Origin of the sequence: Shewanella bicestrii (assembly GCF_002216875.1) — a bacterium.
GTDB classification, from domain to species: Bacteria; Pseudomonadota; Gammaproteobacteria; order Enterobacterales; family Shewanellaceae; genus Shewanella; species Shewanella seohaensis.
Genome location: NZ_CP022358.1, coordinates 3941354 through 3967846, shown reverse-complemented (window position 1 = coordinate 3967846; position 26493 = coordinate 3941354). Strand labels below are relative to the sequence as shown.

Genomic DNA, 26493 nt, shown 5'->3' with positions numbered 1-26493 from the left:
TAGACGGATTAACAGAGTGGTAACTGAGCATGTTGACACGAAAAATTGAATTATTAGTGGGTATGTTTCTCTTAACGGGCTTAGCGGCCTTTTTGGTGTTGGTGTTTAAAGTCGCCAATATCGAAGTGCAGACCAGCGACAGCAGCTATACCCTCACCGCCAACTTCACCAATATCGGTGGCTTGAAGGTACGCTCTCCGGTCAAGGTCGGCGGCGTTGTGGTTGGCCGCGTGAGTAAGATTGATTTAGACCCAGTCAAACTGGTGGCTGTGGTGACGATTGTGATGGACAAGCGTTTCGATAAGTTCCCTGAAACCAGTAGCTTAGCTATTTTAACTTCAGGTTTACTCGGTGAGCAGTTCCTCGGATTAACACCGGGCTTTGTCGATGATGACGTGAGTATGCTTAAAGATGGTGACAAGATTGACGATACTCGCTCCGCATTAGTGTTAGAAGATCTGATTGGTCAGTTCTTATATAGTATGGGTTCAAAGGATAAATAGGGGTTACCGCTATGTTGAAACGCTTATCGCGCTTTTTACTGCCGTTAGTATGGATATTTACTGCAACGACCGCACTGGCGGATGATGCCACGATTAACACTATGGACCCGTATGCCATGGTGAAATCCGTTGCCAACAAAACCTTCGACCGCTTTCATCAAGATAAAGCCTTGATCGATGCCGATGCAGATCATCTTAAGGTGATCGTGCGTGAAGAGTTGATGCCTTACATCGACTATAAATACGCCTCATACAAAGTGTTAGGCCAGTATTTAAAAGAGTCGACCGAAGATCAGCGCAATCGCTTCGTCGATGCCTTCGAAGGCTACTTGGTCTCAACCTATGCTCAAGCTTTTACCGAATACACTAACCAAAAAGTGGAGTTTTCTCCCGGTAGTGATTTCAGCAATGAGAAGATTGTCGACGTAAACGTACAGATTATCGAAGCGGGTCGTCCGCCGATTAAGCTGTTGTTTAAAGTGCGTCGCCTCAAGGATGACTCTTGGAAGGCGTTTGACTTAGTTGCTGAAGGCGTGAGTTTGCTGTCCTCTAAGCAATCTGAAATCTCGAATCTTATCCGCCAACAGGGGATTGATGCCGTGATCAAGATGCTGGAAGAGCGCACCAAAGACAAAGTGACTAAACAGCCTAAAGCAGGGAAGTAAGCGCCGTGGTTGAATTTGTGCAACAGGGTAAAATTTGCCACCTAAAAGGGCGTTTATCACAGGAACAAGTGGCCGCGTTATGGCCGCAAAGGCAAAGCCTGTTAAGCCAAGAAACCCAAATCTTGTCGCTCACTGAGCTGGAATACAGCGACAGTGCTGGCGTGGCTTTTTTGCTGGCGTTAGTGCGCCAGCATGGCACGCCACTGCAGCTATGCTCAGCGTCGGAACAGCTAAAAAAATTAATCGATTTATATGATTTACAGTCCTTCTTCACCGAAGAAGCGAATTGAAAAGGTACCGAATTTCATGGAATGCAGCTTAATAGAACAGATTTTACGTGACGCGTTAGCACTCGATGAAGTGCACGCCAGCTCCGATGGCAGCCACTACAAAGTGATCGCGGTCGGTGAATGTTTTGACGGCATGAGCCGTGTAAAACAACAACAAGCCATTTATGCACCCCTGATGAGCTATATCGCCAGCGGTGAGTTACATGCATTAACGATTAAAACTTTCACGCCGACTCAATGGAAACGCGAGAAAATTTTCAACAGCTAGTAGTGAGGAAAAGTGGATAAATTAGCGATTCAAGCAAGCCCTCCGCTTGCTGGTGATGTGATTATTTCCGGCGCTAAAAACGCCGCGTTGCCGATTCTGATGGCAGGCGTGTTAGCCGAGACTGATTTTATTGTGTCGAATGTCCCCAATTTGCGCGATGTGAGCACCAGCTGTAAATTGCTGCGCTGCCTAGGCGCCGATGTGGATGAATTAGGCAATGGTCAAATCCGTATTTCGACCAAGAACCTTAACGAGTTCTGCGCACCTTACGATCTCGTTAAGACCATGCGTGCCTCTATTCTGATCCTTGGCCCGTTATTAGCCCGTTATGGCACCGCAGATGTGTCATTACCCGGTGGCTGCGCCATTGGTGCTCGTCCAGTAAACCTTCACTTACATGGTCTCGAAATGATGGGCGCCAAGATTGAAGTGAAAGAAGGTTATATCAAGGCCCGTGTCGATGGTCGCTTAAAGGGCGCCCATATTTTCATGGACATGGTGAGCGTGGGCGCCACCGAAAACCTGTTGATGGCCGCGGCACTTGCCGATGGCGAAACCGTGATTGAAAACGCGGCCCGTGAACCAGAAGTGATTGACTTGGCTAACTGTTTGATTGCCATGGGCGCGAAGATCACAGGTGTGGGCAGTGCCACACTACGTATTCAAGGCGTTGAGCGTCTACAGGGCTGTGAGTACCGCGTGATGCCAGACCGTATCGAAACTGGCTCCTTCCTTGTGGCTGCGGCAGTGACTCGTGGTCGTATCCGTTGCTTAAAGGCAGATCCAGCTTCGTTAGAGTCTGTTATCGCGAAACTTGAAGATGCGGGCGCCAAGATCACTACAGGTGAAGATTGGATTGAACTCGACATGGAAGGCAAACGTCCAAAAGCGGTAAATATCAAGACGGCGCCATACCCAGGTTTTCCAACCGATATGCAGGCGCAATTCTGCGTGCTCAACGTATTAGCCCAGGGCACGGCGACCATTACCGAAACCATCTTCGAAAACCGTTTTATGCACGTGCCAGAACTTATCCGTATGGGCGCGAACATGGAGCTTGAAGGCAATACCTGCATCATCCAAGGCATTGAGTCTTTGAGTGGTGCGCAGGTGATGGCGACCGATTTACGCGCTTCGGCAAGTTTAGTGATCGCAGGCTTAGTTGCCGATGGTAAAACCATCGTCGATCGTATCTATCACTTAGATCGCGGTTATGAGCATATCGAGCAGAAGTTCCAAGGATTGGGCGCACATGTAGAACGTGTTCAATAACATTTGCGTAGGACTAGCTCCCAATAAAAAAACCAGCCTAGTGCTGGTTTTTTATTATATTCATTCAGCTGAAAAGACAGGGGAATAATTAGAGTCAGTTAGAGCGTCTTCCCAACTAATTTAGGGATACATTCCAAAATTGCATCGAAGGGTTCAATGCTTTGGTATCCCCGACACATCACAACAGCGCCTTCAATGCAGGCAATAATGCTAAGTGCCATGGCATTGGCAGAGGTCTTTGTGTGACCTAATGACTCAAAGTGTTGAGCTAATAATGACTGCCAGTCACTGAATACTCGTGCCACTGCCGCTTTTATTTCTGAAGCTTCATCCTCTTCTGGCAGTTCTATCGCTGCTGCAACAATCGGACAGCCATGACGATATTGTGAACCAACAAGACGTTGGCGCCACAGTGATAAAAACAAATTAATGCCGTTGTTTGGATCTTTATCAAGACAAGCACTGAGTTGTGCGGATGCTTGAGCGCCTGCCCAAATAATGGCTTCGGTAATTATCTGCTGTTTTCCACCGGGGAAGTTGTGATACGCCGAACCTAACGGAGTACCTGAAAACTTGACCACTTCACGAATGCTTATGGCCCGTAAACCGCTTGAAGCAAGCATGATTGCGGCGGCTTCAATGACCCGCTGACGACCCTCATTAGAGATTGTGCCCATGAAAATCCCACTTGTTATAACAGTTGTTATAGGCTAGCATCAAAAACACATTAAGACACTCGTTATAATTAGTGAGCGCTATGATCTCAACATCGTTTTACACGGAAGATCATTATTTACTCCGTGGTCAGCTGTTTTGCACAGAAAAGGCTATGCAAGGTCGAGTCATTGTTGCGGGGGCGACTGGTGTGCCGCAGGCGTTTTATCGCCGCTTTGCTCAATTTGCAAGTGAACAAGGATTTGAAACATTAACCTTTGATTACCGTGGAATAGGGCAATCCAAACCTGAAACGCTAGAGGGTTTTGAAATGAACCTTCTCGACTGGGGTAAACAAGATCTCGCTGCCGCAGTCCAGTTTATGAGTAAAGATGACGCCCCACTCTTTATTGTTGGCCATTCCTATGGTGGTCATGCATTTGGTTTACTGCCAAATCATCAAAAAGTCACAGGTGCTTATATATTTGGTACAGGCGCGGGGTGGCATGGTTATATGCCCTTGTTTGAACAAGCTAAAGTACTAACGATGTGGAATATCGTTCTGCCGATCCTGACATGGTGGAAGGGATACTGCGCTTGGAACCTATTGGGAATGGGCGAAGATCTGCCAAAAAACGTGTTTAAGCAATGGCGGCACTGGTGTCGTTTTCGTCATTACTTTTTTGACGATCCCACTATGGATGGAATTGAAAAGCTCTTCCAATCGGTACAGACCCCTATGGTTGCAGCCAATGCGCTAGATGATCTTTGGGCTATGCCTGAATCGCGAGATGCGTTTATTCAGCACTACAGTAATGCGCCATTAACCCGTCTTGATCTCTCTCCAAAGATCTTAGGCGGCAAGATTGGGCATATGGGGTACTTCCGTAAAAACGCGATTCCTCTATGGCAAGCCAGTTTAGATTGGTTCACGGCGATTAATAAGGAAAATAAAGCAATATGAGCACATCGAGACCATGGATAATTCCCCTCAAATGGATACTGATTGCTACGTTTTTGAGCAGTGTTCTGCATTACGTCGATAACATACTTTTTTTTGCCCATTACCCTGAACCAAACTGGTTAAATCCTAAACTTGTTGATCTCTTTTGGTTTGTTATGACTCCTCTGGCGCCGTTAGGATTCTACGTGATTAAAAAAGGGCATCATCATATAGGCGCCGCGATTCTTATCGTTTACGGGGTATGCAACATACTTACGCTTGGGCATTACAACTACGCTCCGATAAATAGCATTGCGATGAAAATCCATTTGTTTATCGCTTTAGAAGCAATAATGGGATGCATATTAATTGGTTACATCTTGCTGCTTTATAAAAATTCGCTTCGTATTGTTGCTCGTTAATTCACTCTGCATTATTTATTACAAGGATAAAAATTGAATATCTCTCATCTCAGCGGATTGGAACATTTAAGCGCTATCATCAACGGCGACATACCACCTCCAACGATTTTTGACACTATGGGTATGTTTAATCTTCAAGTGAGCCCCGGCGCGGTTGTATTGGGTTGCTGTGCAACGGAACAACATTGTAATCCTATGGGAGGCGTACACGGAGGGTTTGCTGCAACGATATTGGATTCTGTCACCGGATGCGCTGTACATAGCCTGCTAGAAGCCGGTGTTAGCTACGGGACTGTGGATTTAGCCGTTAAAATGATGAGACCTGTCCCCATGAATGAGCAGCTTATTGCTGAAGCGAAAGTGACACATATTTCTCGCTCGCTGGGCATTGCAGAAGGTACGATTCGTAACAGCGAAGGTAAGCTACTTGCGAGTGGTTCTGCCACTTGTTTTATCAAGAGACCAAACCTCTAAAAGCGATAACAAGAGTCACTGTTTGAGCAAAGTCGGTGAAAAATCGCAGTGCGAGATAAATAGCTCTGCCATTTGAGGGATAAGGTAATAGGTGATTTGGACGATGACTCAGAATGAGGTTTTATACATACCTCATTCTGAGATTAACAAGGTCAGTTACTGAGCTTAATTATCGACGACGACTTTTTCATCGATAATCACCGGCAGTACTTGCTCTTTGCCTTGGCGAATAACCGTCATCATGATTTTCTTGCCGGGCGTGGTTTCGGCAATTCTATCCATCAGCATTTCGACCCCAGGCACATCTTCACCATCGTATTTGATGATCACATCCCTTGGTTGTAGCTGCGCCCGTGCTGCGGGGCCATTGGGATCGACACCTGTGACTAACACGCCGCGTAAATCGGGCAGGTTGAGGATTTGCGCCACAACTGGGTTAATCGGCTCGCCAGAGATCCCAAGAGCACCACGGATCACCCGACCATTTTTAATCAGTTTACCCATGATGCTGTGGGCCAGTTTAATCGGGATCGCGAAGTTAATCCCGTGGCCGCCACCTTCGCCGCCCACTTGGAAGGCGGCGGTGTTGATACCAATCAGGCTACCATTAGTGTCGATTAAGGCGCCGCCTGAGTTACCGGCATTAATTGCGGCATCTGTCTGTAAAAAGTCTAAATAACCAGAACTTAAGCCGTTACGACCCGTGGCGCTGATAATGCCTTGGGTAATGGTTTGGCCGAGGTTATAGGGGTTACCAATAGCTAATACCACATCCCCAACCTGCGGTGGGCTGTCGAGATTGACTGGCACTGTTGGAAGATTATCGCCTTCGATCTTAAGCACTGAAAGATCGGTTTCGGGATCAAACCCTACGACTTCCGAGGTGAATTTGCGGCCATCTTGGAGTGCCACCACAATTTCATCGGCTTTTTTAATCACATGATAATTCGTGAGAATATAGCCTTCTTTACTCATGATCACCCCTGAGCCTAGGCCTTGGAGGGAGCCAGAGTTCAGTGGACGGCTCTGATCGATACTTAAGCTATAAATATTGACTACGGCAGGGGCGGCGCGGCGTACGGCCTTAGCAAAGGAGAGTTCGACCGTGTTATTACCCCGGTTTTGCAGTAACGAGCTGCCGAGATTTTTATTGTCGAAGTAGTGTGTAACTAACAAAAACATGGCCGCCATGATAAGGCCGAAGAGCACGGCTTTACCGAGATATAACAGGGTTTCTTTTATTGTCATGGCAGGCTAAGTATTGAAAAAGGTGAGTTAGATTAACATGTTTAACAAGTTAAAGCATAGGGAACCCGCGTTCCCTATGCTGATCCGCATCTGATAATGGGATAAAGATCAGAGCGGCGTACCGATTAACGCAGCACTAAGTACAACAAGCTCTTACCACGGAGGATCTTCAGGGCGACAGCGCCTTCTTGATCTTTGAGCTGCTCCTTGAGTGATTTCAGATCTTTCACCGCCGAACGGTTAATGCCGACAATCACATCGCCTTTTTGTAAGCCGCTCATTGCTGCTGGCGAGCCTTGGGCCACCTCAGTAATTTCCACCCCTTTCGAAGCGTTTTCTAGCGAGGCACCTTGTAGCATGGGGTGCACAGCACCTGCAGCTTTTTCAGTGGTTTGGCTTGCTTCACCTAAGGTGACATTCACGGTTTTCTTATCGCCATCGCGGATAAGTCCCAGTTCAACCTTGGCACCCGCGCCCATAGTCGCGACTTTAGCTCGCAGCTCTTGGAAGGATTTAATCGCACGGCCATCGACGCTGACGATAATATCACCCGCCTTGATGCCGGCTTTTTCGGCGGCGCTGCCCGCGGTGACTTCATTCACAAACCCACCGTGCTGGGTATCTAAACCAAAACCTTGGGCGAGTTGGCTATCCAAGTCGCGGCCAGAGATCCCGAGCACGCCACGGCGCACTTCACCGTGCTCGGCAATTTGTGCCACTAGGTTTTTCACCATATTGGCAGGGATCGCAAAACCGATACCCACGTTACCACCGCCTGGCGCTACGATGGCGGTGTTAATACCGATGAGTTCACCTTTCAGGTTAACCAGCGCACCACCCGAGTTGCCGCTGTTAATTGCTGCGTCGGTTTGGATAAAGTTTTCAAGCATTTCAATGCCTAAACCGCTACGGCCTAGGGCACTGACGATCCCTGAGGTGACGGTTTGACCTAAACCAAAGGGGTTACCGATGGCGACGGCAAAGTCACCCACACGCAGTTCATCAGAATCTGAGGTTTTGATCGCGACTAGATTTTTCGCTTCAATTTGCAGCAAGGCAATGTCGGACTCTGAGTCGGTACCAATCAGCTTGGCTTTGACTTCGCGGCCATCGTGCAGACCGACTTGGATATCATCGGCACCGTCGATCACATGGTTGTTGGTGACGATATAACCTTTATCTGCGTCGATAATCACACCTGAGCCTAAGCCTCTAAAAGGACGCTCTTGCACTTGTTCCTGCGGTGCATTGGGGCCGAAGAAATAACGGAACACATCTGGTACACGTTGTTTAGAGACGTGCGTGCCAGATACCGCCACGGAAACCACGGCGGGCGTCGTGCGCTCTAACATAGGCGCAAGACTTGGAATGGATTGACCCTCAACAGATTGCGGAATAGCGGCCTGTGAGACAGCGGGCATCATTGTCAGAGTTGCGGCTAACATTGCGGCTGAAAGTACAGATAGTTTCGTTTTCATCTATTCATAACTCCAAATAAGGGATCAAGGATCTGGATGTAATGCGTCGTGAGTTGTGTCCGCACCAGATCGAATCTGTATCGGTACCGGCTATTTGCCTAGGTAACCATTCGGACACGCACCTCATTGAAAAAGTTCATCAATATTAACAAAGGTTAATATCTTAACGGTTATTTTATCAGCATTTTATGGGCTGTAACTTAAGTGAAACCTGTGGGCTTTTAAGGCCTTTTTCAAGTCTTAAAATGTTTCAATCGTCGAGTGAAATAAGTTAACAGCATAGCGCTTTCTAAATAAGTTTTTATCCTTTTGTGCCTAATTTGGCTTTTCCGTCATCGAGTGCCTAAAAATGGAATCCAGCATCCTTAGCTTGTTGGGGGATAAATATATGCCCTGTGTGAGAGGCCGTGGTAATATCGACGCAGTTTTTCCAAAGGATAAAAGAGAATTATAACGTGCCCCAGTTAAGCCCTTGGCAGCATTACCAAAAAGATCTTACTCGTGATGGTTTTTCCCATGATCCCGCGCAGGAAATGGCCGTAAAGGCACTGCAACGCGTCTACGAGGATTTAACCGCTGCCGAAGCGCCCAGCTCACTATTTGGCAAGTTACTGACCTCCTTTGGCCTTAAGTCTGCGCCTGTCGCGCCTAAGGGATTGTATCTTTGGGGCGGTGTCGGTCGCGGCAAAACCTATTTGATGGACACTTTTTTTGATGCGCTGCCAGGTAATCAAAAACTAAGGGCGCACTTTCACCGCTTTATGCATCAACTGCATTTAGATCTGGATGCGCTCAAAGGTACGCGCGATCCTTTGTTAGTGATTGCCAAACAGATGGCGGCTAAATACCGAGTCATTTGTTTTGATGAATTTTTTGTCTCTGATATCACTGATGCCATGTTACTTGGCACCTTATTCCAAGCCCTCTTTAAAGAAGGTGTGGTATTAGTCGCTACCTCAAACATTATTCCCGATGATTTGTATAAAAACGGATTGCAACGGGCGCGATTCCTTCCCGCGATCGCCTTGATCAATCAGCATTGTGAAGTGCTCAATGTGGATTCGGGCATCGACTATCGTCTACGCACACTGGAGCAGGCCGAGATTTATCACCATCCACTCGATGAAGAGGCAGATACTAACTTGCTGCGTTATTTCCGTCAGTTAGCCCCCGAGGCCGAAGTATCAACCGACGCGATAGAGATTGAAGGACGCGCAATCAGCATACGTCAACAGGCGCAAGGCGTGTTGCTCGCGGATTTCAGGGCCCTATGCGATGGTCCCCGTAGTCAGCGAGATTATATGGAGCTGGCGCGGATTTATCATACTGTGTTGGTGAGTGGCATCGAACAAATGGGCGCGTTTTTAACGGGTGATGATATCGCCAGACGTTTTTTAGCTATGGTGGATGAGTTTTACGAGCGCAACGTTAAGTTGATTGTTTCCGCGCAGGTGCCGCTGGAAGAGATTTATGCAGATGGCTTATTGAGTTTTGAATTTAGACGCTGCCGCTCTCGCTTAATCGAAATGCAATCCCACGATTACTTAAAATCAGAACATTTACCATAAGTTAGCAAGTGAGTTTTATCGGAGGTTAGCGCGTTTTTTGCGCAAACCTCCTGTGACTCATCCATCCCAGTGAAAATCGGCCTCACCGATCGATTTTTTATGATTTTTGTCAAAATATCAGGTGATTTTTAGCTCACGTTTGTCTATAATCCGCCACCTGCCCACGTTACTCCACCAAACTAGGTGGAAGTTGTACGCCGAGTTAAGTACTCGAAGGGGTACTGAAAGGCAATTTTGTGTTGTTTACCATTGTAGGCAACATGTGAGACAGAAATTAACTTTGGGTTTTTGTAATAATGAAGACTTTTACTGCTACACCAGAAACTGTAACTCGTGACTGGTTCGTCGTTGATGCTGACGGCAAAACTTTAGGTCGTATCGCTACCGAAATCGCTCTGCGTTTACGCGGTAAGCACAAGCCAGAATACACTCCTCACGTTGACACTGGTGATTACATCATCGTTATCAACGCTGAGAAAGTTACTGTTACTGGTAACAAAGCGCAAGGCAAGACGTACTACTCGCACTCAGGCTTCCCTGGTGGCATCAAGCAAATCAGCTTTGAAAAGCTGCAAGCTCACAAGCCAGAAATGATCATCGAGAAAGCAGTTAAGGGTATGTTACCAAAAGGTCCTCTGGGCCGTGCCATGTTCCGTAAACTGAAAGTTTACGCTGGCGCAGAACATAACCACGCTGCACAACAACCTCAAGTTCTTGATATCTAAACGGGATTAAGCAAATGGCTGCAACTCAGTACTACGGCACTGGCCGTCGCAAAACCTCTACAGCACGCGTATTCGCTAAAGCTGGTAGTGGCAACATCGTTGTAAATCAACGTCCTTTGGACCAATACTTTGGTCGTGAAACTGCTCGTATGGTTGTTCGTCAACCATTAGAACTAGTTGAAATGACTGACAAGCTGGACATCTATGTAACTGTTAAGGGCGGTGGTATCACTGGCCAAGCAGGTGCAATCCGTCACGGTATCACTCGTGCTCTGATGCAATTAGATGAAGCTCTGCGTCCATCATTACGTTCTGCTGGTTTCGTAACCCGTGACGCTCGTAAAGTTGAGCGTAAGAAAGTGGGTCTACGTAAAGCACGTCGTAAGCCACAATTCTCTAAGCGTTAATACGTTTTGGAATCTCAAAAAACCCAGCTTATGCTGGGTTTTTTATTGCCTAAAATTGGCTATGCTCGCGTTAATGAAAGTGTTTTGCTGACTGTTCGAAGAGAGGGGAAGATGAGCTTACAGTTATTTATGCTGGCCGTGGCATTGGTGCTGATTTTAGAGGGCGTGGGGCCTTTGTTATTTCCCAATAAATGGCGCCGATATTTAAATGAGCTTTCCCATCAAAATCAGCAAGTTTTACGCCGGATTGGCGGTTCTTTAGTCACCGCTGGGCTGGTCATTTTGATTATTTTTTCATAAATGCCTTACCACTTGCGGTTTAAAATCTGTTAGAATTCTTTTTTAACCACAACCTTGCAGCAAACAATGGGCAAAAACGTAGTTGTTCTCGGCACCCAATGGGGTGACGAAGGAAAAGGTAAGATTGTCGACCTTCTAACAGAACAGGCAAAATATGTAGTTCGCTACCAAGGCGGTCACAACGCGGGTCACACTCTTGTGATCAATGGCGATAAAACCGTACTTCATCTGATCCCATCAGGCATCCTACGCGACAATGTGAAATGCATTATCGGTAACGGTGTAGTGCTTGCACCTGACGCCCTGATGAAAGAGATCAACATGCTTAAAGAGCGCGGCATTCCGGTTGAGGAACGTCTGCTGATCTCTGAAGCATGTCCGCTGATCCTACCATTCCACTGTGCCTTAGACATCGCTCGCGAAAAAGCGCGCGGTAACAAAGCGATTGGTACTACGGGTCGTGGTATTGGTCCTGCGTATGAAGACAAGATTTCCCGTCGCGGTCTGCGTGTTGGCGATCTGTTCAATGCTGAACTATTTGCTGAAAAGCTGAAAGAAGTTATGGCATATCATAACTTTATGCTGACAGAGTACTACAAAGTAGACGCCGTAGATTACGAGCAAACACTGAGCGATGCGTTAGCTTTAGCTGACTACCTGAAGAGCATGTGTGTTGACGTAACCGAACTGCTGGATAACGCGCGTAAAGCGGGTGAGCCAATTCTGTTCGAAGGTGCACAAGGTACACTATTAGACATCGACCACGGTACTTATCCGTTTGTAACTTCGTCAAACACTACCGCAGGTGGTGTGGCGACAGGCAGCGGTTTTGGTCCACGTCATTTAGACTATGTTTTAGGTATCATGAAGGCATACACCACTCGCGTGGGTGCTGGTCCTTTCCCGACTGAACTCTTGTGTGAAGTGGGTGATCATTTAGGTACTAAAGGTCATGAGTTTGGTGCGACTACTGGTCGTAAGCGTCGTCCTGGTTGGTTAGATGCTGTGGCAATGCGCCGCGCAGTACAAATCAACAGTGTAAGTGGCTTCTGCTTAACTAAGTTAGACGTACTCGATGGTCTGAAAGAAGTGAAGATCTGTGTGGGTTACCAACATCCAGATGGCACTATCTCTAAGGTTACGCCATTAGCGGCTGAAGGTTATGAGCAGGTCACGCCTGTTTATGAAACTATGCCAGGCTGGAGCGAGTCAACTTTCGGAGCGACCTCTTTAGAGCAGTTACCGCAAGCAGCTATCAACTACATCAAGCGTATTGAAGAGTTGTTAGAAACGCCGATCGACATCATTTCTACCGGTCCAGACCGTAATGAAACGATGATTTTAGTTAGCCCATTTAACTAAAATCGTAGAGGCCGTGTTTCACGGCCTTTTCTTCCTTTGTTGTTCCTTCCTGTTTGTTTTCTGTGGTTAGAAATTCGGCTTGAGCTCAAGAAATAGGTTATACTGCCGATGCAAGTATTCACCCTATTGTCATTGAGAGTCGTTATGCTACGTACTGCCTTAGTTGCGCTGCTGCCCTTAGTATCTTCAATGTGCTTTGCTGAAACACAGGCGGTGGATATTTATTCTCAAGATCAATTACTTGAAATGATCCGCGGCGAGAAATATCTGGCAAGAGTTAAGCAAGATGACTGTCAGTTAGTGCAAGATATCGAAGCGCGCGCTGAAGTCTTAAAGCAGCCCCTGTATCAGTTTCTGTGGGGGGAAATGCTCAACCATGGCACCTGCGTAAAAGCCAATGCAGTCAAAGGGATGGGATTATTGCAAGAGGCGGCCGAGCAGGGCAGTCCCGAAGCCATGGTGAAACTTGCCGAATATTATCAAAATGGTAAGTTTGTTATTCGTAATAAAGACCGTGCGGTCAATTATTTATTGCCAGCGGCGGCGAGCGGCAGTTTAGCCGCGCGGATGATGCTGGTTCGTTTATACGGTGAAGGTTATGGTAGTCCAAGGGACTATGAAATGGCCTATAACTGGTTATACAACAATGTTTTTACCGATGAGGCGACCAAGAAAAAAGCCTTGTCATTACTGCAGGTGTTAGCCGCTAAAATGCCCGCCAGTGCAGTGGCGCGGGCCCAGCAAGAGCACTTGCGAACCCGTTGAGTTGTCTCTACTGATTGAGACAGAAATATTGGATATTGAATGATCAAAGACCCTCATTTCGAGCGTGAACAGGATAAGTACGAAAACCCTATCCCAAGTCGTGAGTATATTATCGAGTACTTACGTTCTCAAAAATCACCTATTACCCGTGACAGCATTGCTGTTGCACTGCAGATCCACGATGAAGAACAGTTAGAAGCCCTGCGTCGCCGTTTACGGGCGATGGAGCGTGACGGTGAACTGGTATTTACCCGCGGTCAAAGCTACGGCTTACCTGAAAAAATGGATCTGATTTCCGGCACTGTCCTTGGGCACAGAGAAGGCTATGGCTTCTTTAAACCTGACGAAGGTGGCGACGATTTATTTATCTCAAATCGCGACATGCTGATGTATTTCCATGGCGATAAAGTACTGGCACAAAAAGCCGGTATGGACCGTAAAGGCCGCCGCGAGGCCCGTATCGTTCGCTTGATCCAACCTCGCAGTGCCGCCATTGTGGGGCGATTCCATGTCGACAGTGGCATGGCATTTGTGATTGCCGATGATAAACGCATTACCCAAGAAATCTTAATCGCCACCGAAGATCGCAATGGCGCCCGTCAAGGCGATGTGGTCGTGGTTGAATTAACCCGTCGTCCAGGCCGATTCGTTAAAGCTGCCGGTAAAGTCACTGAAGTGCTCGGCAAGCAAATGGCGCCGGGAATGGAAATCGAAATTGCCCTGCGTAATTACGATTTACCCCACACTTGGTCGGCGGTGATTGAGAAAAAACTGCGCCGGATCCCCGATGAAGTGACCGAAGCCGATAAAGTTGGCCGCGTCGATCTGCGAGATCTGCCCTTAGTGACCATCGATGGCGAAGATGCCCGCGACTTTGACGATGCGGTATATGCTCAAGTCAAACCTAGTGGTGGATGGCGTCTGTGGGTGGCGATTGCGGATGTGAGCTACTACGTGCGTACCGATTCGGCCTTAGATACCGAAGCCCGTGCCCGTGGTAACTCTGTGTATTTCCCGTCGCAAGTGATCCCTATGCTGCCGGAGAAAATCTCTAACGGCCTGTGTTCGCTTAATCCCCATGTCGACCGCTTGTGTATGGTCGCAGAGATGACGATTTCGGCCCGCGGTAAGCTTTCTGGTTATAAGTTTTATCCCGCGGTGATGCATTCACATGCGCGCTTCACTTATACCCAAGTGGCAGCCATGCTCGAAGGTGGACCGATTGCGCCAGAGCATGAGGCGCTATTCCCGCATCTGCAATGTTTGCAGTCACTCTATTTAGCGCTCGATGAACAACGCGCCGAGCGTGGTGCGATTGCCTTTGAGACCTTAGAAACGCAGTTTATTTTTAACGACCAGCGCAAGATCGATAAGATTGTGCCAAGAGCGCGTAATCAAGCTCATAAAATCATTGAAGAATGTATGATTTTGGCCAACGTATCGGCCGCTAAGTTTGTGAAAAAGCACAAGGGTGAAATCCTCTATCGCGTGCATGAGTCGCCCTCTGAGCAGAAGCTGGCAAACTTTAAAGAGTTTCTGGCCGAACGTGGTTTAAGCATGGGCGGTGGACTTGAGCCAACGCCTGCGGATTACCAGAATGTGATGCTGCAAATCGCCGATCGCCCCGATGCCGAGCTTATTCAAGTGATGTTGCTGCGCTCAATGCGCCAAGCTATTTATACACCTGATAACGAAGGTCATTTTGGTTTAGCACTCGAAGAATATGCGCACTTCACCTCGCCTATTCGCCGTTATCCTGACTTAGTGCTTCACCGCGTGATCCGCTATTTATTGGCGAAGGAAAAAGGCGAAGCCAATGAAAAGTGGACATCCGATGGTGGCTACCATTATCAGCTCGATGAGTTGGATCTCTTAGGCGAAGAATGTTCGAACACCGAGCGCCGTGCCGATGAAGCGACGCGTGATGTAAGCGACTGGTTGAAATGTGAATTTATGCAGGACCATGTGGGTGACACCTTCGAGGCGGTTATTGCCTCTGTCACTAACTTTGGTTTATTCGTTCGCTTAAATGACTTATTTATCGATGGCTTAGTGCATATTTCTAGCCTGGGTAGCGATTATTACCAGTTCGATCCTATGCGTCAGCGATTGATTGGTGAGCACACGGGTCAAATCTATCAAGTGGGTGATCCCGTCACGGTAAAAGTGGCCGCGGTAAACTTGGATGATAGACAGATTGACTTAGTCATGCTCGGCGACAGCGGAAAAGGCGGTCGCCGTAAGTCTGCGCCAAGTCGAGAAAAACCGATGACGGCACGTGAGCGGGTAAACCGTGAAGGCGCCAAAATGGCTAAGGCGGCTAAATCGACAGGCGCGAAATCGAAAGCCGGTTCAGATAAAGCTGGGGCGAGTAAGTCCAAGTCTAAAGCAGGCGCTAAGCCTAAGAAAAGCGTAAAAAATTCGGCGAAAAAGCCAAAGGCCGCGAAGCGGAGCACGAGAAAGAAGTAAATGAAGAAACAAGATATTATTTTTGGGATCCACGCAGTTGAAGCGCTGTTAAAACATAGCCCAGAGCGCATTATTGAACTTTGGCTGTTGCAGGGCCGTGAAGATGAGCGTCTAACGCCGCTGATCCGTCAGGCCAAAGCTTTTGGCACTAGTATCCAAGTGACCTCACGCAAAGTGTTGGATGATAAAGCCGAGAGTGCTCAGCACCAAGGCATTGTTGCCCGTGTTAAAGCGGCTAAAATCCTTGGTGAGCATGACTTAGATGAGTTGTTAGCTAAGACCGACTTACCATTCTTTTTGATTTTAGATGGTGTTACCGATCCGCATAACCTAGGTGCTTGCCTACGTAACGCCGATGCCGCGGGTGTGCAGGGCATTATTGTGCCGAAGGACAATTCAGTTGGCTTAACGGCTGTGGTAAGCAAAGTGGCCTGCGGCGCCGCCGAAACTGTACCCTTATTCCAAGTGACTAACCTTGCGCGAACCATGCGTCATCTGCAGGAAAAGGGCGTGTGGATTGTCGGCACGGCGGGCGAAGCGGATTGCGAGCTATATCAAGCGGATCTTAAAGGGCCACTGGCGATTGCGATGGGCGCCGAAGGCAAAGGCTTACGCCGCCTAAGTCGTGAATGTTGCGATACTTTAGTGTCGATTCCGATGGCGGGGAGCGTTTCTAGCTTAAACGTGTCGGTCGCAACGGGCATCTGCCTATTCGAAGCCGTGCGTCAACGCCGTAGCTAATCGATAGCTTTCCATAAAAAAGACGGGCTAGCCCGTCTTTTTTATTGTCTCTGACCCGTCCTAAATAGCGTTGACACTTTTCAAACTCATTTTGGAGAGTGTAATGACTTCAACAATTAAACGAACTCAACGCGATTATTCCCTCGCTTTTAAATTGGCGGTTGTCGACCAAGTGGAAAAAGGCGAGCTGACCTATAAGCAGGCGCAAGACAAGTACGGTATTCAAGGTTGCTCCACCGTGTTAGTGTGGTTACGCAAGCATGGCAAACTGGATTGGTCCCTAGGGACGCCGCCAACATCAATGCGAGGACAGTTGATGACTGAACCCACCACGCTCACCCCCGAGCAAAAGATAAAAGCCCTCGAAGCCGAACTGGAAGATACCCGCATGAAAGCGGCGTTCTTCGAAGCCATTGTCGAAAAACTCAGAACTGACTACGGGATATCCGTCGTAAAAAAGCCACCCGCGAAACGCTCCAAGAAAAAACGGCCATAGGTTATGGCGTCACCCAATGCTGTCGTTACCTTGGCATCAGTCGCCAGGCGTATTATCAACAATGCCAGCGGCAAACAGAATGGGAGCAAAGGGAGCAACAGGTGGTGCAAATGGTACAATATGAACGGCTACTTCAACCGCGAGTCGGTACGCGTAAACTGCAGTATTTACTCAACAAAATGCATCAAATAGTGATAGGACGAGACCGGTTATTTCGCTGTCTTAGGGCGCATCGTTTGTTGGTCACGCCTAAGCGGGCGTACCATAAAACGACCCATAGCCATCATCGATTTAGGTGTCATCCCAACTTGCTTAAGCCCAGCGAGCAGCAAGTAGACATCAGCCGCTCAGAGCAAGTCTGGGTGGCGGATATTACCTATCTGCCACTGCAAGATAATGAAGCCTATTTAAGCTTGGTGACCGATGCCTGGTCACGAAAAATCGTGGGCTATCATGTTGATGATAATCTTAAAACAGACGGGGTGCTAACGGCCTACAAACGGGCGCTGAAGCAGCGACAAGATAAAAGTAAACCGCTGATACACCACTCAGACCGAGGGATACAGTACTGCTCAAACGCGTATCAAGCGGTTCACGCACAACATGGCGTGACATGCTCAATGACAGACGGATATGACTGCTATCAAAATGCCTTAGCAGAGCGAGTGAATGGCATCTTGAAGCAGGAGTTTTTAACACATAAGCCCGCAACGCTGGAGGAGGCGCGACAAATGGTGACAGAAGCGGTAGCCATCTATAATCAACGGCGGCCACATTTGGCCTTAAAATACAAAACGCCCGATGAGGTTCATCGAGCGTTTTAGGTGGAAATAAGTGTCAACTTATTTCAGGACGAGACACTCTAATTACTGAAATCCCTCTTAAGCGGTTTTCACCGCATCGAGATTAGACTCTTCTAAGTCGTGACTTTTTGCCTCAACAAAAGTCGGCTCTGGATTAACGTCAAACTCGAATGTCAGCTGTTGTTCGTTGTCAGTGTCATCATCTTCGAGGGCATCGGCACCTAAATCTTCTTCATCGTCGCTGGGCGTTGGGGTCATTTGCTCCTGCACCGATTCGACATCAACCCTTGGGTCGAGCGCGGCCGCGAGTGGGGATGAGACTAAGTCACCAGTTGCCATGATGTAGTCTTGAGTCACATTGGTTTCGGCCTTTTGTTGTGAGTGAACATAACGCAGGCGTAAAAACAGAATTAAGGTACAGGCCGACATAAAACCATAGAGCATGCTGTTGCCGAGCCATTGCATTAGGGTGGATGCGATAAGCGGACCGATACTGGCGCCAAGACCGAAGGTCAGTAATATGGTGGCCGACAGACCGACCCTTTCGCTCTGCTCGACACGGGAGTTGGCCAGTGCTGTTGCCAAAGGGTAGAAGGTAAAGCCAAGAATACCGAACAGAAACGTCATCACCAGTGAGAGTGTGGGATGGTAAGGCGTGAGGGCGATAGCTAACGCTAAGATCCCAAGCAATACGCAGTTAATGCGGATAAGCCGACTGCGGGACATGATGTCGGATAATTTCCCCATCGGCCATTGCGCTAGCAGACCCGCGAGAATGGTGGCCGTCATATAGGTGGCGACTTTCTCGGGCGGTAAACCTAAGTTACTGGCATAGGCGGGCGCCAAGCCGTAAAAGGAGCCGACAATCATGCTACCTATCGCAATAGTCGTCAGTGCTTGCGGGGCTTTGCGCCAATAATGGGCGATTTTTAAGGGCGCGGGTACCAGTGGCGCAGGGTGAATACGGCGGGTCAAGGAAATGGGGACAATACACAGGGCAAAACAGATGGCGATCAGTAACAGCGGCTCTAGGCCGAGTTCAGGATAGAGGCTGATGGCACCTTGGCCCAATATCAAACCGAAATACGAGACTATCATGTAGCTGGCGAACACAGTGCCGCGTTGGCTGCTTTCGGCCTGCTCATTGAGCCAGCTTTCAAGCACCATGTATTGGCACATCATGCCCATACCGACGATAAGCCTTAAAAGGATCCAAACCGCTAACTCATCCACTAAGGCGTGGCCGAGTGCGGAGGCGGCCACTATCCCTGCACTGGCGACAAAGGCGCGAATATGCCCGACTTGGGCAATCAAACGGTGACCTATCTTAGAGCCCGCCACCAGACCGACGTAATAGGCCGACATCATGCCGCCTATCCATAGCTGTGGAACGTGCATCACCGACAGGCGCAGGCCTAAATAGGTGGTGAGTAAACCGCCTGCCAATACAGTTAATAGAGTCGTGCTATATAAAGAGGCGAAAGTGCGTAGCGGATTTGCCATTAACTACTCCTTGTATGGTTGCAGGGAGAGTATATCAGGAGTTAGTGTTTATTCCGTGTTGCAATATGTTGGGATTTAATGACTGAGTTATCATTTTTGTGTGTGGGTCACTCAATTCGACTGAAATGGGATTTGGCTGAGAGGATGAACCTGTTTTCAGCCAAACCACTGAGTACCTCTATTATCTAAAGGTGTAGAGCAAGTTAAAGGTGGTGACAGTGTCAGTCTGCTTACTGCCTTCGGGAACCACTTCGGTGTACTTGACGTTCATGCCGATTTTAAATGCCCAATCCTGGAACACTAAGTTCTTGTAGTTCATGTCGAGGGTGAGAGTATTGTTATTCTCGCCCACCTCGGCGGTGAGATCGGCATTGATACTGGTGTATTCTTGCAATTTTTGCGAAAACTTTGCCGCAGTACGTAAAATCACATCCTTTTCGGCGGCGGGATCGGGCTCAGCTACCGATTCTGCAGGCAGGTTGTATCGATAACCCGGACCGACTTCGAGGCTGAGTTTGGTCTTATAGGTACTGATGGCATTAAAACCATAACCCGAAGAAAGGGTTGAGATTTGGGTATAACTACCGAACTGATCCCAAGTAAAGTCACCACGGCCAAAGATATAACCCTTAGTGAGTTTATAGTTGCTCTGCAGCTGGAGTTCGTACTTCTCTGAGGTGGTTTGGTTTTTCTCTGAAGCAAAATACGCTTTTAGCGTGGCTTCTTGTTTCGTTTGCTTGGCATCGTAAATCAGCTGGGTGCGACCATTAAAACTGCTCGACTCGGTATTGCCCGTGTTCAATTGTAAGCCGGCTTCGACTTCTGCAGTAAAATCGCTTGGCGGTTCCTGATAATCGGGAGGTACAAGCGCAAGTGCCGGAAAAGATAGGCAAAACAAACTCAAAGGGGCGATAACTTTTAGCATTGCTCGTAACATTAGTCTGGGTTCTTGAGTGGCTGATGTTTGATATCCGAATAGGGGTGAGGCGTCATCATACCCGTATTGAGGGTTGAGGCAAAGTTATTGCTTGAGTTTCGCGTCTGCTTTCTGTACTATCTCGCGCTCGAATCAGTCACTATTTTCGTTCCTTGCCTCCACTTGGTCTGACTGAGCCAATAACGAGGCTACATAACCGTAAGGAGCAATAAATGCGTCATTACGAAATCGTATTTATGGTTCACCCAGATCAAAGTGAACAAGTACCAGGTATGATTGAGCGTTACACCGGTGCAATCACCGAAGCTAACGGCAAAATCCACCGTTTAGAAGATTGGGGCCGTCGTCAACTGGCTTACCCAATCCAAGACCTGCACAAAGCTCACTACGTTCTGATGAACGTTGAAGCACCAGCAGAGACGATTGAAGAGCTAGAAACTGCTTTCCGTTTCAACGACGCAGTTCTGCGTAACATGGTAATGCGTACTAAAGTTGCCGTTACTGAAGCATCTCCAATGGCGAAAGCTAAAGATGAGCGCGATTCACGTCGTGGCCCAGCTGGCGACCGCTCATATGATGAAGCTAACGCTGAAGAAATCGCTGAGTAAGTTTATCTGTGACCACCAATAACTTGGTGTTGTCAGGAACCATAACCCGTTCCAGACGCTTTAAAAGCCCGGCAGGCATCGCACACAGTGTGATAATGCTAGAACACAAATCGCAGCGTTATGAAGCAGATATGCTCCGCAACGTCTACGTACAAATACAAGTGATATTGAGTGGCCCACGCTTTGAAAGCGTGGCAGACAATCTGAAAGCAGGTGTGGAAGTACAAGTTCAAGGTTTTATGACGCTTCAACAGGGGCGAAATGGCCAAAATCGCTTAGTCATCCATGCCGAAAATGTCGAATTGAAAACTTAGGAGACTGTCAAATGGCACGTTATTTCCGTCGTCGCAAGTTCTGCCGTTTCACCGCTGAAGGTGTTGCAGAAATTGATTACAAAGATATCGTTACTTTAAAGAACTACATCACTGAAAGCGGCAAGATCGTTCCAAGCCGTATCACTGGTACTAGTGCTAAATATCAGCGTCAACTAGCTCGCGCAATCAAGCGTGCTCGTTATCTTTCTCTACTGCCATACACTGATTTACATCAGTAATTGCAGTATTCCTAATCGAATATAGAGGATTTGATAATGAACGTTATTCTGCTTGATAAAATCGCTAACCTGGGTAACCTGGGTGACCAAGTTGCAGTTAAAGCTGGTTACGCTCGTAACTACCTGCTGCCACAAGGTAAAGCTGTTGTTGCTAACGAAAGCAACGTTAAAGTATTTGAAGCTCGTCGCGCTGAATTAGAAGCTAAATTAGCTGCTGATCTGGCTGCTGCTAACCAACGTGCTGAGAAAATCGCTGCTCTGGAAGCTGTTGTTATCGCTTCTAAAGCTGGTGATGAAGGCAAATTGTTTGGTTCAGTTGGCACTCGTGACATCGCTGATGCAGTAACTGCTGCTGGCGTTGAACTGGCTAAAGCTGAAGTTCGTTTACCATTAGGCGCTCTGCGTACTACTGGTGACTTCGAAGTTGAAGTTCAGTTACACACTGAAGTTAAAGCTGTTGTTAAAGTATCTGTTGTTGCAGAAGCTTAATTACCAACTGCTTTAAACTAAAAAAACACCGCTTCGGCGGTGTTTTTTTATGGGCGCGATTTAGCTCGAATTGCTGGGCAAGTGGTTGTTTGTCAAGCATCAAGGATAAACAGGCTTAGCTACTTCATTGCAGCCAAGCCTGACGCTAAGGCTCAATACTTTATTACTGAGAACTGCGATTAAAAGGCGCAAGCACCCGTGGCAGTACGCCCTGTAGCTTTGAAATTGCAACTCCATAATTAGTGATAGGTACACTACGACGTTGGCATTCGTGGATGCGACGGAGCATTTCATTACGATTAAACATACAGGCACCGCAGTGGATGACGAGGGCATATTGCTCTAAATCATCGGGAAAATCGTGGCCGGATGTCACGATAAATTCGAGTTGCTTACCCGTGTAGCTATTTATCCAGTAGGGGAGTTTGACTCGGCCGATATCATCTTCCTGTACATTGTGGCTGCAGGCTTCGGCGATGAGCACTTTATTGCCATCTTGCAATTTATCCAACGCCTCGGCGCCTGCGGCAAGGGTGGCCAAATCCCCTTTAAAATGCGCAAACAGGGTTGAGAAAGTCGTGAGTGGAATTGATGCTGGCACTAGGGCGGCGACTTGTTTAATCGCCTGAGCATCTGAGATCACCAGTTTGGGTGTGACGACGGATAATGCCTTCTCTAATTCTGTTTCTTTCACCACCATAGCGATCGCGCTGCGATCCAATGCTTCCCGAAGGATTTGCACCTGCGGCAGGATCAAGCGTCCTTTCGGTGCCGCCATATCGATAGGTACGACGCAGAGAATAACGTCCCCCGCTTGATAGAGATCGCCCGCAAGCATGGGTTCTTGCTTATATTCCGCGGGCGCTAAATCGATAATCAGCTGCTTAAGCATTTTGGTCGCAAGGCCTGTGGTGGCAGAGACCACAATAAAGGGCAGGGATTGCTGTTGGCAGAAGGCGATATCCTCGGCTTTAGGCGTACAGATATCGGCTTTATTGAATACCACCAGTATCGGCATTCGCATCTGCCTTATTTCGTTCACTAAGGCGATATCCGATGGATAAAGCCCTTGTTCGTCCACCACTAAGAGTGCCATATCGGAGCGGAATAACACTTTGCGAGTCGCCTTTACCCGCATAGCACCTAATTCTCCGCCATCATCGATCCCTGCCGTGTCGTAAAAGGTTACTGGCCCTAGGGGCTGCAGCTCATAGGCCTTGGCCACGGCATCTGTCGTAGTGCCCTTAATATCGGACACAATGGAGATTTGTTGTCCTGCGATCATATTGAGCAGAGAAGATTTACCTGCATTGCGTCGACCGACTAAGGCAATATGGTAACGCATGCCCCGTGGTGCTGATTGGCTCTGGGAATGCTCTTGTGGATTAATGCCTTGACACATATTGGCTCCTTTTGGAATCACCGCGGCTAAAGGAGGGGATTAGCCCATGGCTTTGAATTTGCTGGCAGACTTGATTAAGTCGCTCTGCTGCCGGATGTTGTTGCTGGTTTTTTCCCGGATAAATGCTGTAATCGGCACTCACTTGTGTTGGGGTGAAGGAGGGCATAATCACATTGCAGCCTCGCTTTAGTGCCTGTTCTCGAGCGCCTTTTTCTAGGGCATCGAGGGAGCTGGTCGCAGGGATATTCGCCCCAGGATTCATCAGTCGCAAAATAGCGCTCACTCGATGACTCTTAAGGGCGCTGCCATTGGGCGATGTGGCAAATGGAGTTTGCGCATGGGCGATAAAGGGGCCGCAGGCTAACATATCGAGCTGTAGTTCAGTTAAGCATTGAATATCGCGGGCTAAGATAACATCTGTCATTCCTGGCAAATCGATAATGATGCCGGAACCTGTCTGAAAGCCGAGTGACTTAAGGTGTGCAAGTCTTGCGATGCGCTCATCGAAATGGGCTTTCGGGCGACAACGAGCAAAGAGGGCGCGGTCGAAGGTTTCCATCTTGAGTAAATAGCGATCGGCTCCCGCCTCTCGCCAGTTTTCCAATTCATGATGTTTGCGATCGCCAAGGGAGAGGGTGATTGCCAGGTTATGGCGCTGCTTAATTTCACTGATAAGGCTACTGATGCGCTTGCAACTGTAGCTAAAATCATCCCCCGATTGCAGCACCACAGTGCCGAGGCCGAGTGCAGCTATGTTATTCACCGCGCTGAGGATTGCTTCGTTCGAGAGCCGATAACGCTTTACCTGCCTATTTTCGCTACGCAGTCCACAGTAATGGCAGTGGTTACGGCAATGATTCGAGAATTCAACAATGCCGCGTAAATAAACCTGTAGCTGAAATTCGAGCTCAGTGGCGAGCTGCGCGCGGCTAAACAGCCATTCATCGTCCTGGCCTTGGAGTAGCTCAAGGATTTGCGCATAACTGAGCGCTATAGGTTTGAGCAAACTGGGTTGCGTGCAGGAAGGTGTTTGCTGAATGGTTGGGATATGACAGGCATGCATCAGTGACGCTCCTTATCCAGCGCAATCACACTTTGATACCAGAGATCGCCTACGGCGCGGCGACATTCTTCCACGTAACGGCCAAGGGTTATTGCCACCGGCGAGTCTTGCTCTGTGGTGACGCCGGAATAAAACCAATCGATTAAGCTGTTGGGTGTAAGGCCTAAAGCAATAACATCAAACCCTATCCAAAGCCCCTGAGCCGAAGTGGTATGGCTATGGGCGTAGTGACCGACAAAGAGTCTATCGCCAATCAGCAATATAGGTTGCAGTGGCAGTGCTTGGGTCGAGACTAAATTGACAGTTTCAGGAAATTGTCTCTTTAGTTCGGCGCACCAGTGGCGGGAGTTTTCATAGAGTCGTTCCACTTCCCAAAGCGGCATTTCGGGACGTAGGATAGTGGCGAATTCATCCCGCCAAGAACCTGTGGGCTCAAGCTTTATAAGGGTGAGTTGCTTGAAGCTTGCGCTTTGTAAGCGCTGTAAAAGTAATTGCCCCACGGCATTATCGGCAAAATTACTGTAAATGGCCGCGTGCAACACTATGTCATTGGCTTGTGCTATTGCCTCGAGTAAGGCGTGCGTATTCAAACCAAAATGCAATTTCACGCCGGGCTTTGAAAGTAAAGAATGGGTCATTTATAGATAGATATCCCGCTCACCCGCATCGGTTTTTTTCAGGCAGATGCGTACGTTACGTTCCCGTGATGGACTCATTTTGGCGAGCTCTCGCTCTATCAGGGCGTTACCTGCCTCACGGGTTTTATCGCTGGCGTAGTCGTTCAGATATTCTCTAAAGGTGATCAAGGCATTGGGCTGGCAGAATTTGCCAATAAACTGCTGTTTGGCTAATCCCATAAAGTGATCGCCTGTGCGCCCTTTACGGTAACACCCCGTACAGAAGGAGGGGATGGCATCCGAATCTGTGACTAATTCATAGATGATCTCATCCATGGCGCGATGATCGCCAAGGCTAAATTGTTCTGCATCATGTTGATTTTGTTTGCTATCTTGATAGCCTCCTGGGGCGGTACGTGAGCCTGCACTGATCTGTGAAACACCGAGCTCTAACAATTCTTTACGCAGCGCAGCGCTCTCCCGTGTGCTCATAATCAGCCCGGTATAAGGTACGGCTAGGCGAGTGATAGCAACGATTCGCTTAAAGCACTCATCATCAACCTCATAGGGGGGCTTTTCACTAAGGGCAGAGCCATGGGCGGGTTCTATCCGCGGGAAGGAGATAGTATGCGGGCCAACGCCACAGTCTTTTTCGAGTTGCTGAACATGGGTGAGCATGGCGAGCAGCTCAAATCTATGGTCATACAGGCCAAAGAGCGCACCGATACCAACATCGTCGATTCCTGCTTCCATCGCCCTGTGCATGGCGTAGAGGCGGTATAAGTAGTCGTTTTTTTTACCTTTTAGGTGCACTTTACTGTAAGTGTCTTGATGATAGGTTTCTTGGAAACATTGATAAGTGCCTATCGCCGCCGTTTTTAGCTGTTTAAAGTCTTCCACACTCATTGGCGCGCAGTTGACATTGATTCGGCGAATTTCACCGCCTTTGCCCTGCTTAACGCTGTACATGGTTTGAATACTTTCAACAATGGCTTGCACATTGTTGCGTGGATGCTCGCCATAAACGGCCAAGATCCGTTTGTGGCCCATTTCTTCGAGGATGGTGACCTCTTGGCGGATCTCATCCTGTTTTAAGGTCTTGCGTTTCAGCTCATGGTTATCGGCGTTAAAGCCACAGTAACTACAACTGTTGGCACAGTGGTTGGACACATAGAGCGGTGCAAACATCACTATACGATTGCCGTAGATGGTGTTTTTTATTTCACGGGCGACGGCAAAGAGTGCTTCATCCAGGGCTTTATCTTGATTTTGTAGCAGGAGAGCGGTTTCGCGAATGCTTAAGCCTTCGCATTGGCGCGCCTTTTCGAGAATGGCTTGGATTTGGTCGCGACTCGGATGACTTGCGTCTTCAATGGCCTGCCAAATCGCCTGATCGTCAATAAAGCTGACGTTGGGATTATAGTCAGAGACGGTAATGGAATGATGCTCGTGTGTGCTCATGGTTATC

Annotated in this window: 30 protein-coding genes; 21 read left to right on the top strand and 9 right to left on the bottom strand. The window is 48.2% G+C overall.

Features of this window, described 5'->3' with window-relative positions; translation table 11 throughout:
* The first annotated feature begins 29 nt into the window (after positions 1-29).
* The 5 genes from mlaD to murA are packed head-to-tail and all read left to right on the top strand — an operon-like array spanning position 30 to position 2998.
* Positions 30-503 carry an outer membrane lipid asymmetry maintenance protein MlaD gene (mlaD, locus tag CF168_RS17395; protein ID WP_011715852.1) on the top strand — a complete coding sequence of 158 codons (474 nt, stop codon included), beginning with the start codon at positions 30-32 and terminating at the stop codon, positions 501-503.
* 11 nt (positions 504-514) lie between these two features.
* A complete protein-coding gene (locus tag CF168_RS17390; RefSeq protein WP_089068473.1) occupies positions 515-1168 on the top strand; it encodes an MlaC/ttg2D family ABC transporter substrate-binding protein in 654 nt (217 codons plus the stop codon).
* Positions 1169-1173: 5 nt separating this feature from the next.
* Positions 1174-1458 (top strand): STAS domain-containing protein, encoded by a 285-nt coding sequence (locus CF168_RS17385; RefSeq protein WP_089068472.1) that lies wholly within the window; start codon positions 1174-1176, stop codon positions 1456-1458.
* Between the two features lie 16 nt (positions 1459-1474).
* The gene (locus CF168_RS17380) at positions 1475-1726 is read left to right on the top strand and encodes a BolA family protein (RefSeq protein ID WP_011621481.1); all 252 of its coding nucleotides are present in this window, start codon (positions 1475-1477) and stop codon (positions 1724-1726) included.
* Positions 1727-1738: 12 nt separating this feature from the next.
* Complete coding sequence (murA, locus tag CF168_RS17375) at positions 1739-2998, top strand: UDP-N-acetylglucosamine 1-carboxyvinyltransferase (protein WP_011621482.1); 1260 nt, start codon at positions 1739-1741, stop codon at positions 2996-2998.
* A gap of 98 nt (positions 2999-3096) precedes the next feature.
* On the opposite strand, the gene CF168_RS17370 is transcribed toward murA, so the two are convergent.
* On the bottom strand, positions 3097-3675 hold the full coding sequence (locus CF168_RS17370; protein WP_089068471.1) for a TetR/AcrR family transcriptional regulator: 579 nt from the start codon (positions 3673-3675) through the stop codon (positions 3097-3099).
* 80 nt (positions 3676-3755) lie between these two features.
* Here CF168_RS17370 and CF168_RS17365 point away from each other — a divergent pair, with 80 nt between their 5' ends.
* The 3 genes from CF168_RS17365 to CF168_RS17355 are packed head-to-tail and all read left to right on the top strand — an operon-like array spanning position 3756 to position 5491.
* Positions 3756-4616, top strand: coding sequence for an alpha/beta hydrolase family protein (locus CF168_RS17365; RefSeq protein ID WP_089068470.1), 861 nt, complete (start codon positions 3756-3758; stop codon positions 4614-4616).
* Entirely contained in the window at positions 4613-5017 is a 405-nt protein-coding gene (locus CF168_RS17360) for a hypothetical protein (protein WP_089068469.1), read from the top strand. Before CF168_RS17365 ends, CF168_RS17360 begins: the two co-directional genes overlap by 4 nt.
* Before the next feature lie 33 nt (positions 5018-5050).
* Positions 5051-5491: a PaaI family thioesterase gene (locus CF168_RS17355; protein ID WP_089068468.1), complete on the top strand. Its 441-nt coding sequence runs from the start codon at positions 5051-5053 to the stop codon at positions 5489-5491.
* Between the two features lie 165 nt (positions 5492-5656).
* Here the strand turns inward: CF168_RS17355 and degS are convergent, their stop codons facing one another.
* Entirely contained in the window at positions 5657-6739 is a 1083-nt protein-coding gene (gene degS / locus CF168_RS17350; RefSeq protein WP_011625166.1) for an outer membrane-stress sensor serine endopeptidase DegS, read from the bottom strand.
* A gap of 125 nt (positions 6740-6864) precedes the next feature.
* On the bottom strand, positions 6865-8217 hold the full coding sequence (gene degQ / locus CF168_RS17345) for a Do family serine endopeptidase DegQ (protein WP_011624007.1): 1353 nt from the start codon (positions 8215-8217) through the stop codon (positions 6865-6867).
* Between the two features lie 455 nt (positions 8218-8672).
* Between degQ and zapE the strand changes: the two genes are divergently transcribed.
* From zapE to CF168_RS17300, 9 genes are all read left to right on the top strand, one after another.
* Complete coding sequence (gene zapE, locus CF168_RS17340) at positions 8673-9785, top strand: cell division protein ZapE (protein WP_089068467.1); 1113 nt, start codon at positions 8673-8675, stop codon at positions 9783-9785.
* A gap of 296 nt (positions 9786-10081) precedes the next feature.
* Complete coding sequence (gene rplM, locus CF168_RS17335; RefSeq protein WP_011073682.1) at positions 10082-10510, top strand: 50S ribosomal protein L13; 429 nt, start codon at positions 10082-10084, stop codon at positions 10508-10510.
* Positions 10511-10524: 14 nt separating this feature from the next.
* On the top strand, positions 10525-10917 hold the full coding sequence (rpsI, locus tag CF168_RS17330) for a 30S ribosomal protein S9 (protein WP_006083052.1): 393 nt from the start codon (positions 10525-10527) through the stop codon (positions 10915-10917).
* Positions 10918-11028: 111 nt separating this feature from the next.
* Entirely contained in the window at positions 11029-11217 is a 189-nt protein-coding gene (locus tag CF168_RS17325; RefSeq protein WP_011715861.1) for a DUF2065 domain-containing protein, read from the top strand.
* A 66-nt stretch (positions 11218-11283) separates the two neighbouring features.
* Entirely contained in the window at positions 11284-12579 is a 1296-nt protein-coding gene (locus CF168_RS17320) for an adenylosuccinate synthase (protein ID WP_089068466.1), read from the top strand.
* Between the two features lie 108 nt (positions 12580-12687).
* A complete protein-coding gene (gene motX, locus CF168_RS17315) occupies positions 12688-13344 on the top strand; it encodes a flagellar protein MotX (protein WP_011715863.1) in 657 nt (218 codons plus the stop codon).
* A 39-nt stretch (positions 13345-13383) separates the two neighbouring features.
* Positions 13384-15813 (top strand): ribonuclease R, encoded by a 2430-nt coding sequence (rnr, locus tag CF168_RS17310; RefSeq protein ID WP_089068465.1) that lies wholly within the window; start codon positions 13384-13386, stop codon positions 15811-15813.
* On the top strand, positions 15814-16554 hold the full coding sequence (gene rlmB / locus CF168_RS17305) for a 23S rRNA (guanosine(2251)-2'-O)-methyltransferase RlmB (protein ID WP_086901989.1): 741 nt from the start codon (positions 15814-15816) through the stop codon (positions 16552-16554). It abuts the gene before it with no gap.
* 103 nt (positions 16555-16657) lie between these two features.
* Positions 16658-17874, top strand: a protein-coding gene (locus tag CF168_RS17300) for an IS3 family transposase (protein WP_089067288.1) whose coding sequence is annotated in 2 segments (ribosomal slippage) — positions 16658-17006 and positions 17006-17874 — 1218 coding nt in all. Because the reading frame shifts where the segments join, the coding sequence is not laid out codon by codon here.
* A 57-nt stretch (positions 17875-17931) separates the two neighbouring features.
* On the opposite strand, the gene CF168_RS17295 is transcribed toward CF168_RS17300, so the two are convergent.
* Together CF168_RS17295 and CF168_RS17290 are read right to left on the bottom strand one after the other, a co-directional pair.
* Positions 17932-19356 (bottom strand): MFS transporter, encoded by a 1425-nt coding sequence (locus CF168_RS17295; RefSeq protein ID WP_089068464.1) that lies wholly within the window; start codon positions 19354-19356, stop codon positions 17932-17934.
* A gap of 181 nt (positions 19357-19537) precedes the next feature.
* Positions 19538-20281 (bottom strand): DUF481 domain-containing protein, encoded by a 744-nt coding sequence (locus CF168_RS17290; protein ID WP_041412545.1) that lies wholly within the window; start codon positions 20279-20281, stop codon positions 19538-19540.
* A 224-nt stretch (positions 20282-20505) separates the two neighbouring features.
* Here CF168_RS17290 and rpsF point away from each other — a divergent pair, with 224 nt between their 5' ends.
* From rpsF to rplI, 4 genes are read left to right on the top strand one after another with little or no spacing between them, the layout of a single operon-like run.
* Positions 20506-20901, top strand: coding sequence for a 30S ribosomal protein S6 (rpsF, locus tag CF168_RS17285; RefSeq protein WP_011715868.1), 396 nt, complete (start codon positions 20506-20508; stop codon positions 20899-20901).
* Between the two features lie 8 nt (positions 20902-20909).
* Positions 20910-21215: a primosomal replication protein N gene (gene priB, locus CF168_RS17280; RefSeq protein ID WP_011073673.1), complete on the top strand. Its 306-nt coding sequence runs from the start codon at positions 20910-20912 to the stop codon at positions 21213-21215.
* A gap of 11 nt (positions 21216-21226) precedes the next feature.
* A complete protein-coding gene (gene rpsR, locus CF168_RS17275) occupies positions 21227-21454 on the top strand; it encodes a 30S ribosomal protein S18 (protein ID WP_006083042.1) in 228 nt (75 codons plus the stop codon).
* A 36-nt stretch (positions 21455-21490) separates the two neighbouring features.
* Positions 21491-21943: a 50S ribosomal protein L9 gene (gene rplI / locus CF168_RS17270; protein WP_011623996.1), complete on the top strand. Its 453-nt coding sequence runs from the start codon at positions 21491-21493 to the stop codon at positions 21941-21943.
* 163 nt (positions 21944-22106) lie between these two features.
* Here rplI and hydF read toward each other — a convergent pair whose 3' ends face one another.
* Genes hydF through hydG form a run of 4 tightly spaced genes read right to left on the bottom strand, consistent with a single transcriptional unit; the run spans position 22107 to position 26486 of the window.
* Positions 22107-23345 carry a [FeFe] hydrogenase H-cluster maturation GTPase HydF gene (hydF, locus tag CF168_RS17265; protein WP_167373668.1) on the bottom strand — a complete coding sequence of 413 codons (1239 nt, stop codon included), beginning with the start codon at positions 23343-23345 and terminating at the stop codon, positions 22107-22109.
* Entirely contained in the window at positions 23329-24408 is a 1080-nt protein-coding gene (gene hydE / locus CF168_RS17260) for a [FeFe] hydrogenase H-cluster radical SAM maturase HydE (RefSeq protein WP_089068463.1), read from the bottom strand. The genes hydF and hydE overlap by 17 nt, the downstream gene beginning before the upstream one ends.
* On the bottom strand, positions 24408-25046 hold the full coding sequence (locus CF168_RS17255) for a hypothetical protein (RefSeq protein ID WP_089068462.1): 639 nt from the start codon (positions 25044-25046) through the stop codon (positions 24408-24410). Before CF168_RS17255 ends, hydE begins: the two co-directional genes overlap by 1 nt.
* On the bottom strand, positions 25047-26486 hold the full coding sequence (hydG, locus tag CF168_RS17250; RefSeq protein ID WP_089068461.1) for a [FeFe] hydrogenase H-cluster radical SAM maturase HydG: 1440 nt from the start codon (positions 26484-26486) through the stop codon (positions 25047-25049).
* Positions 26487-26493: the final 7 nt, after the last annotated feature.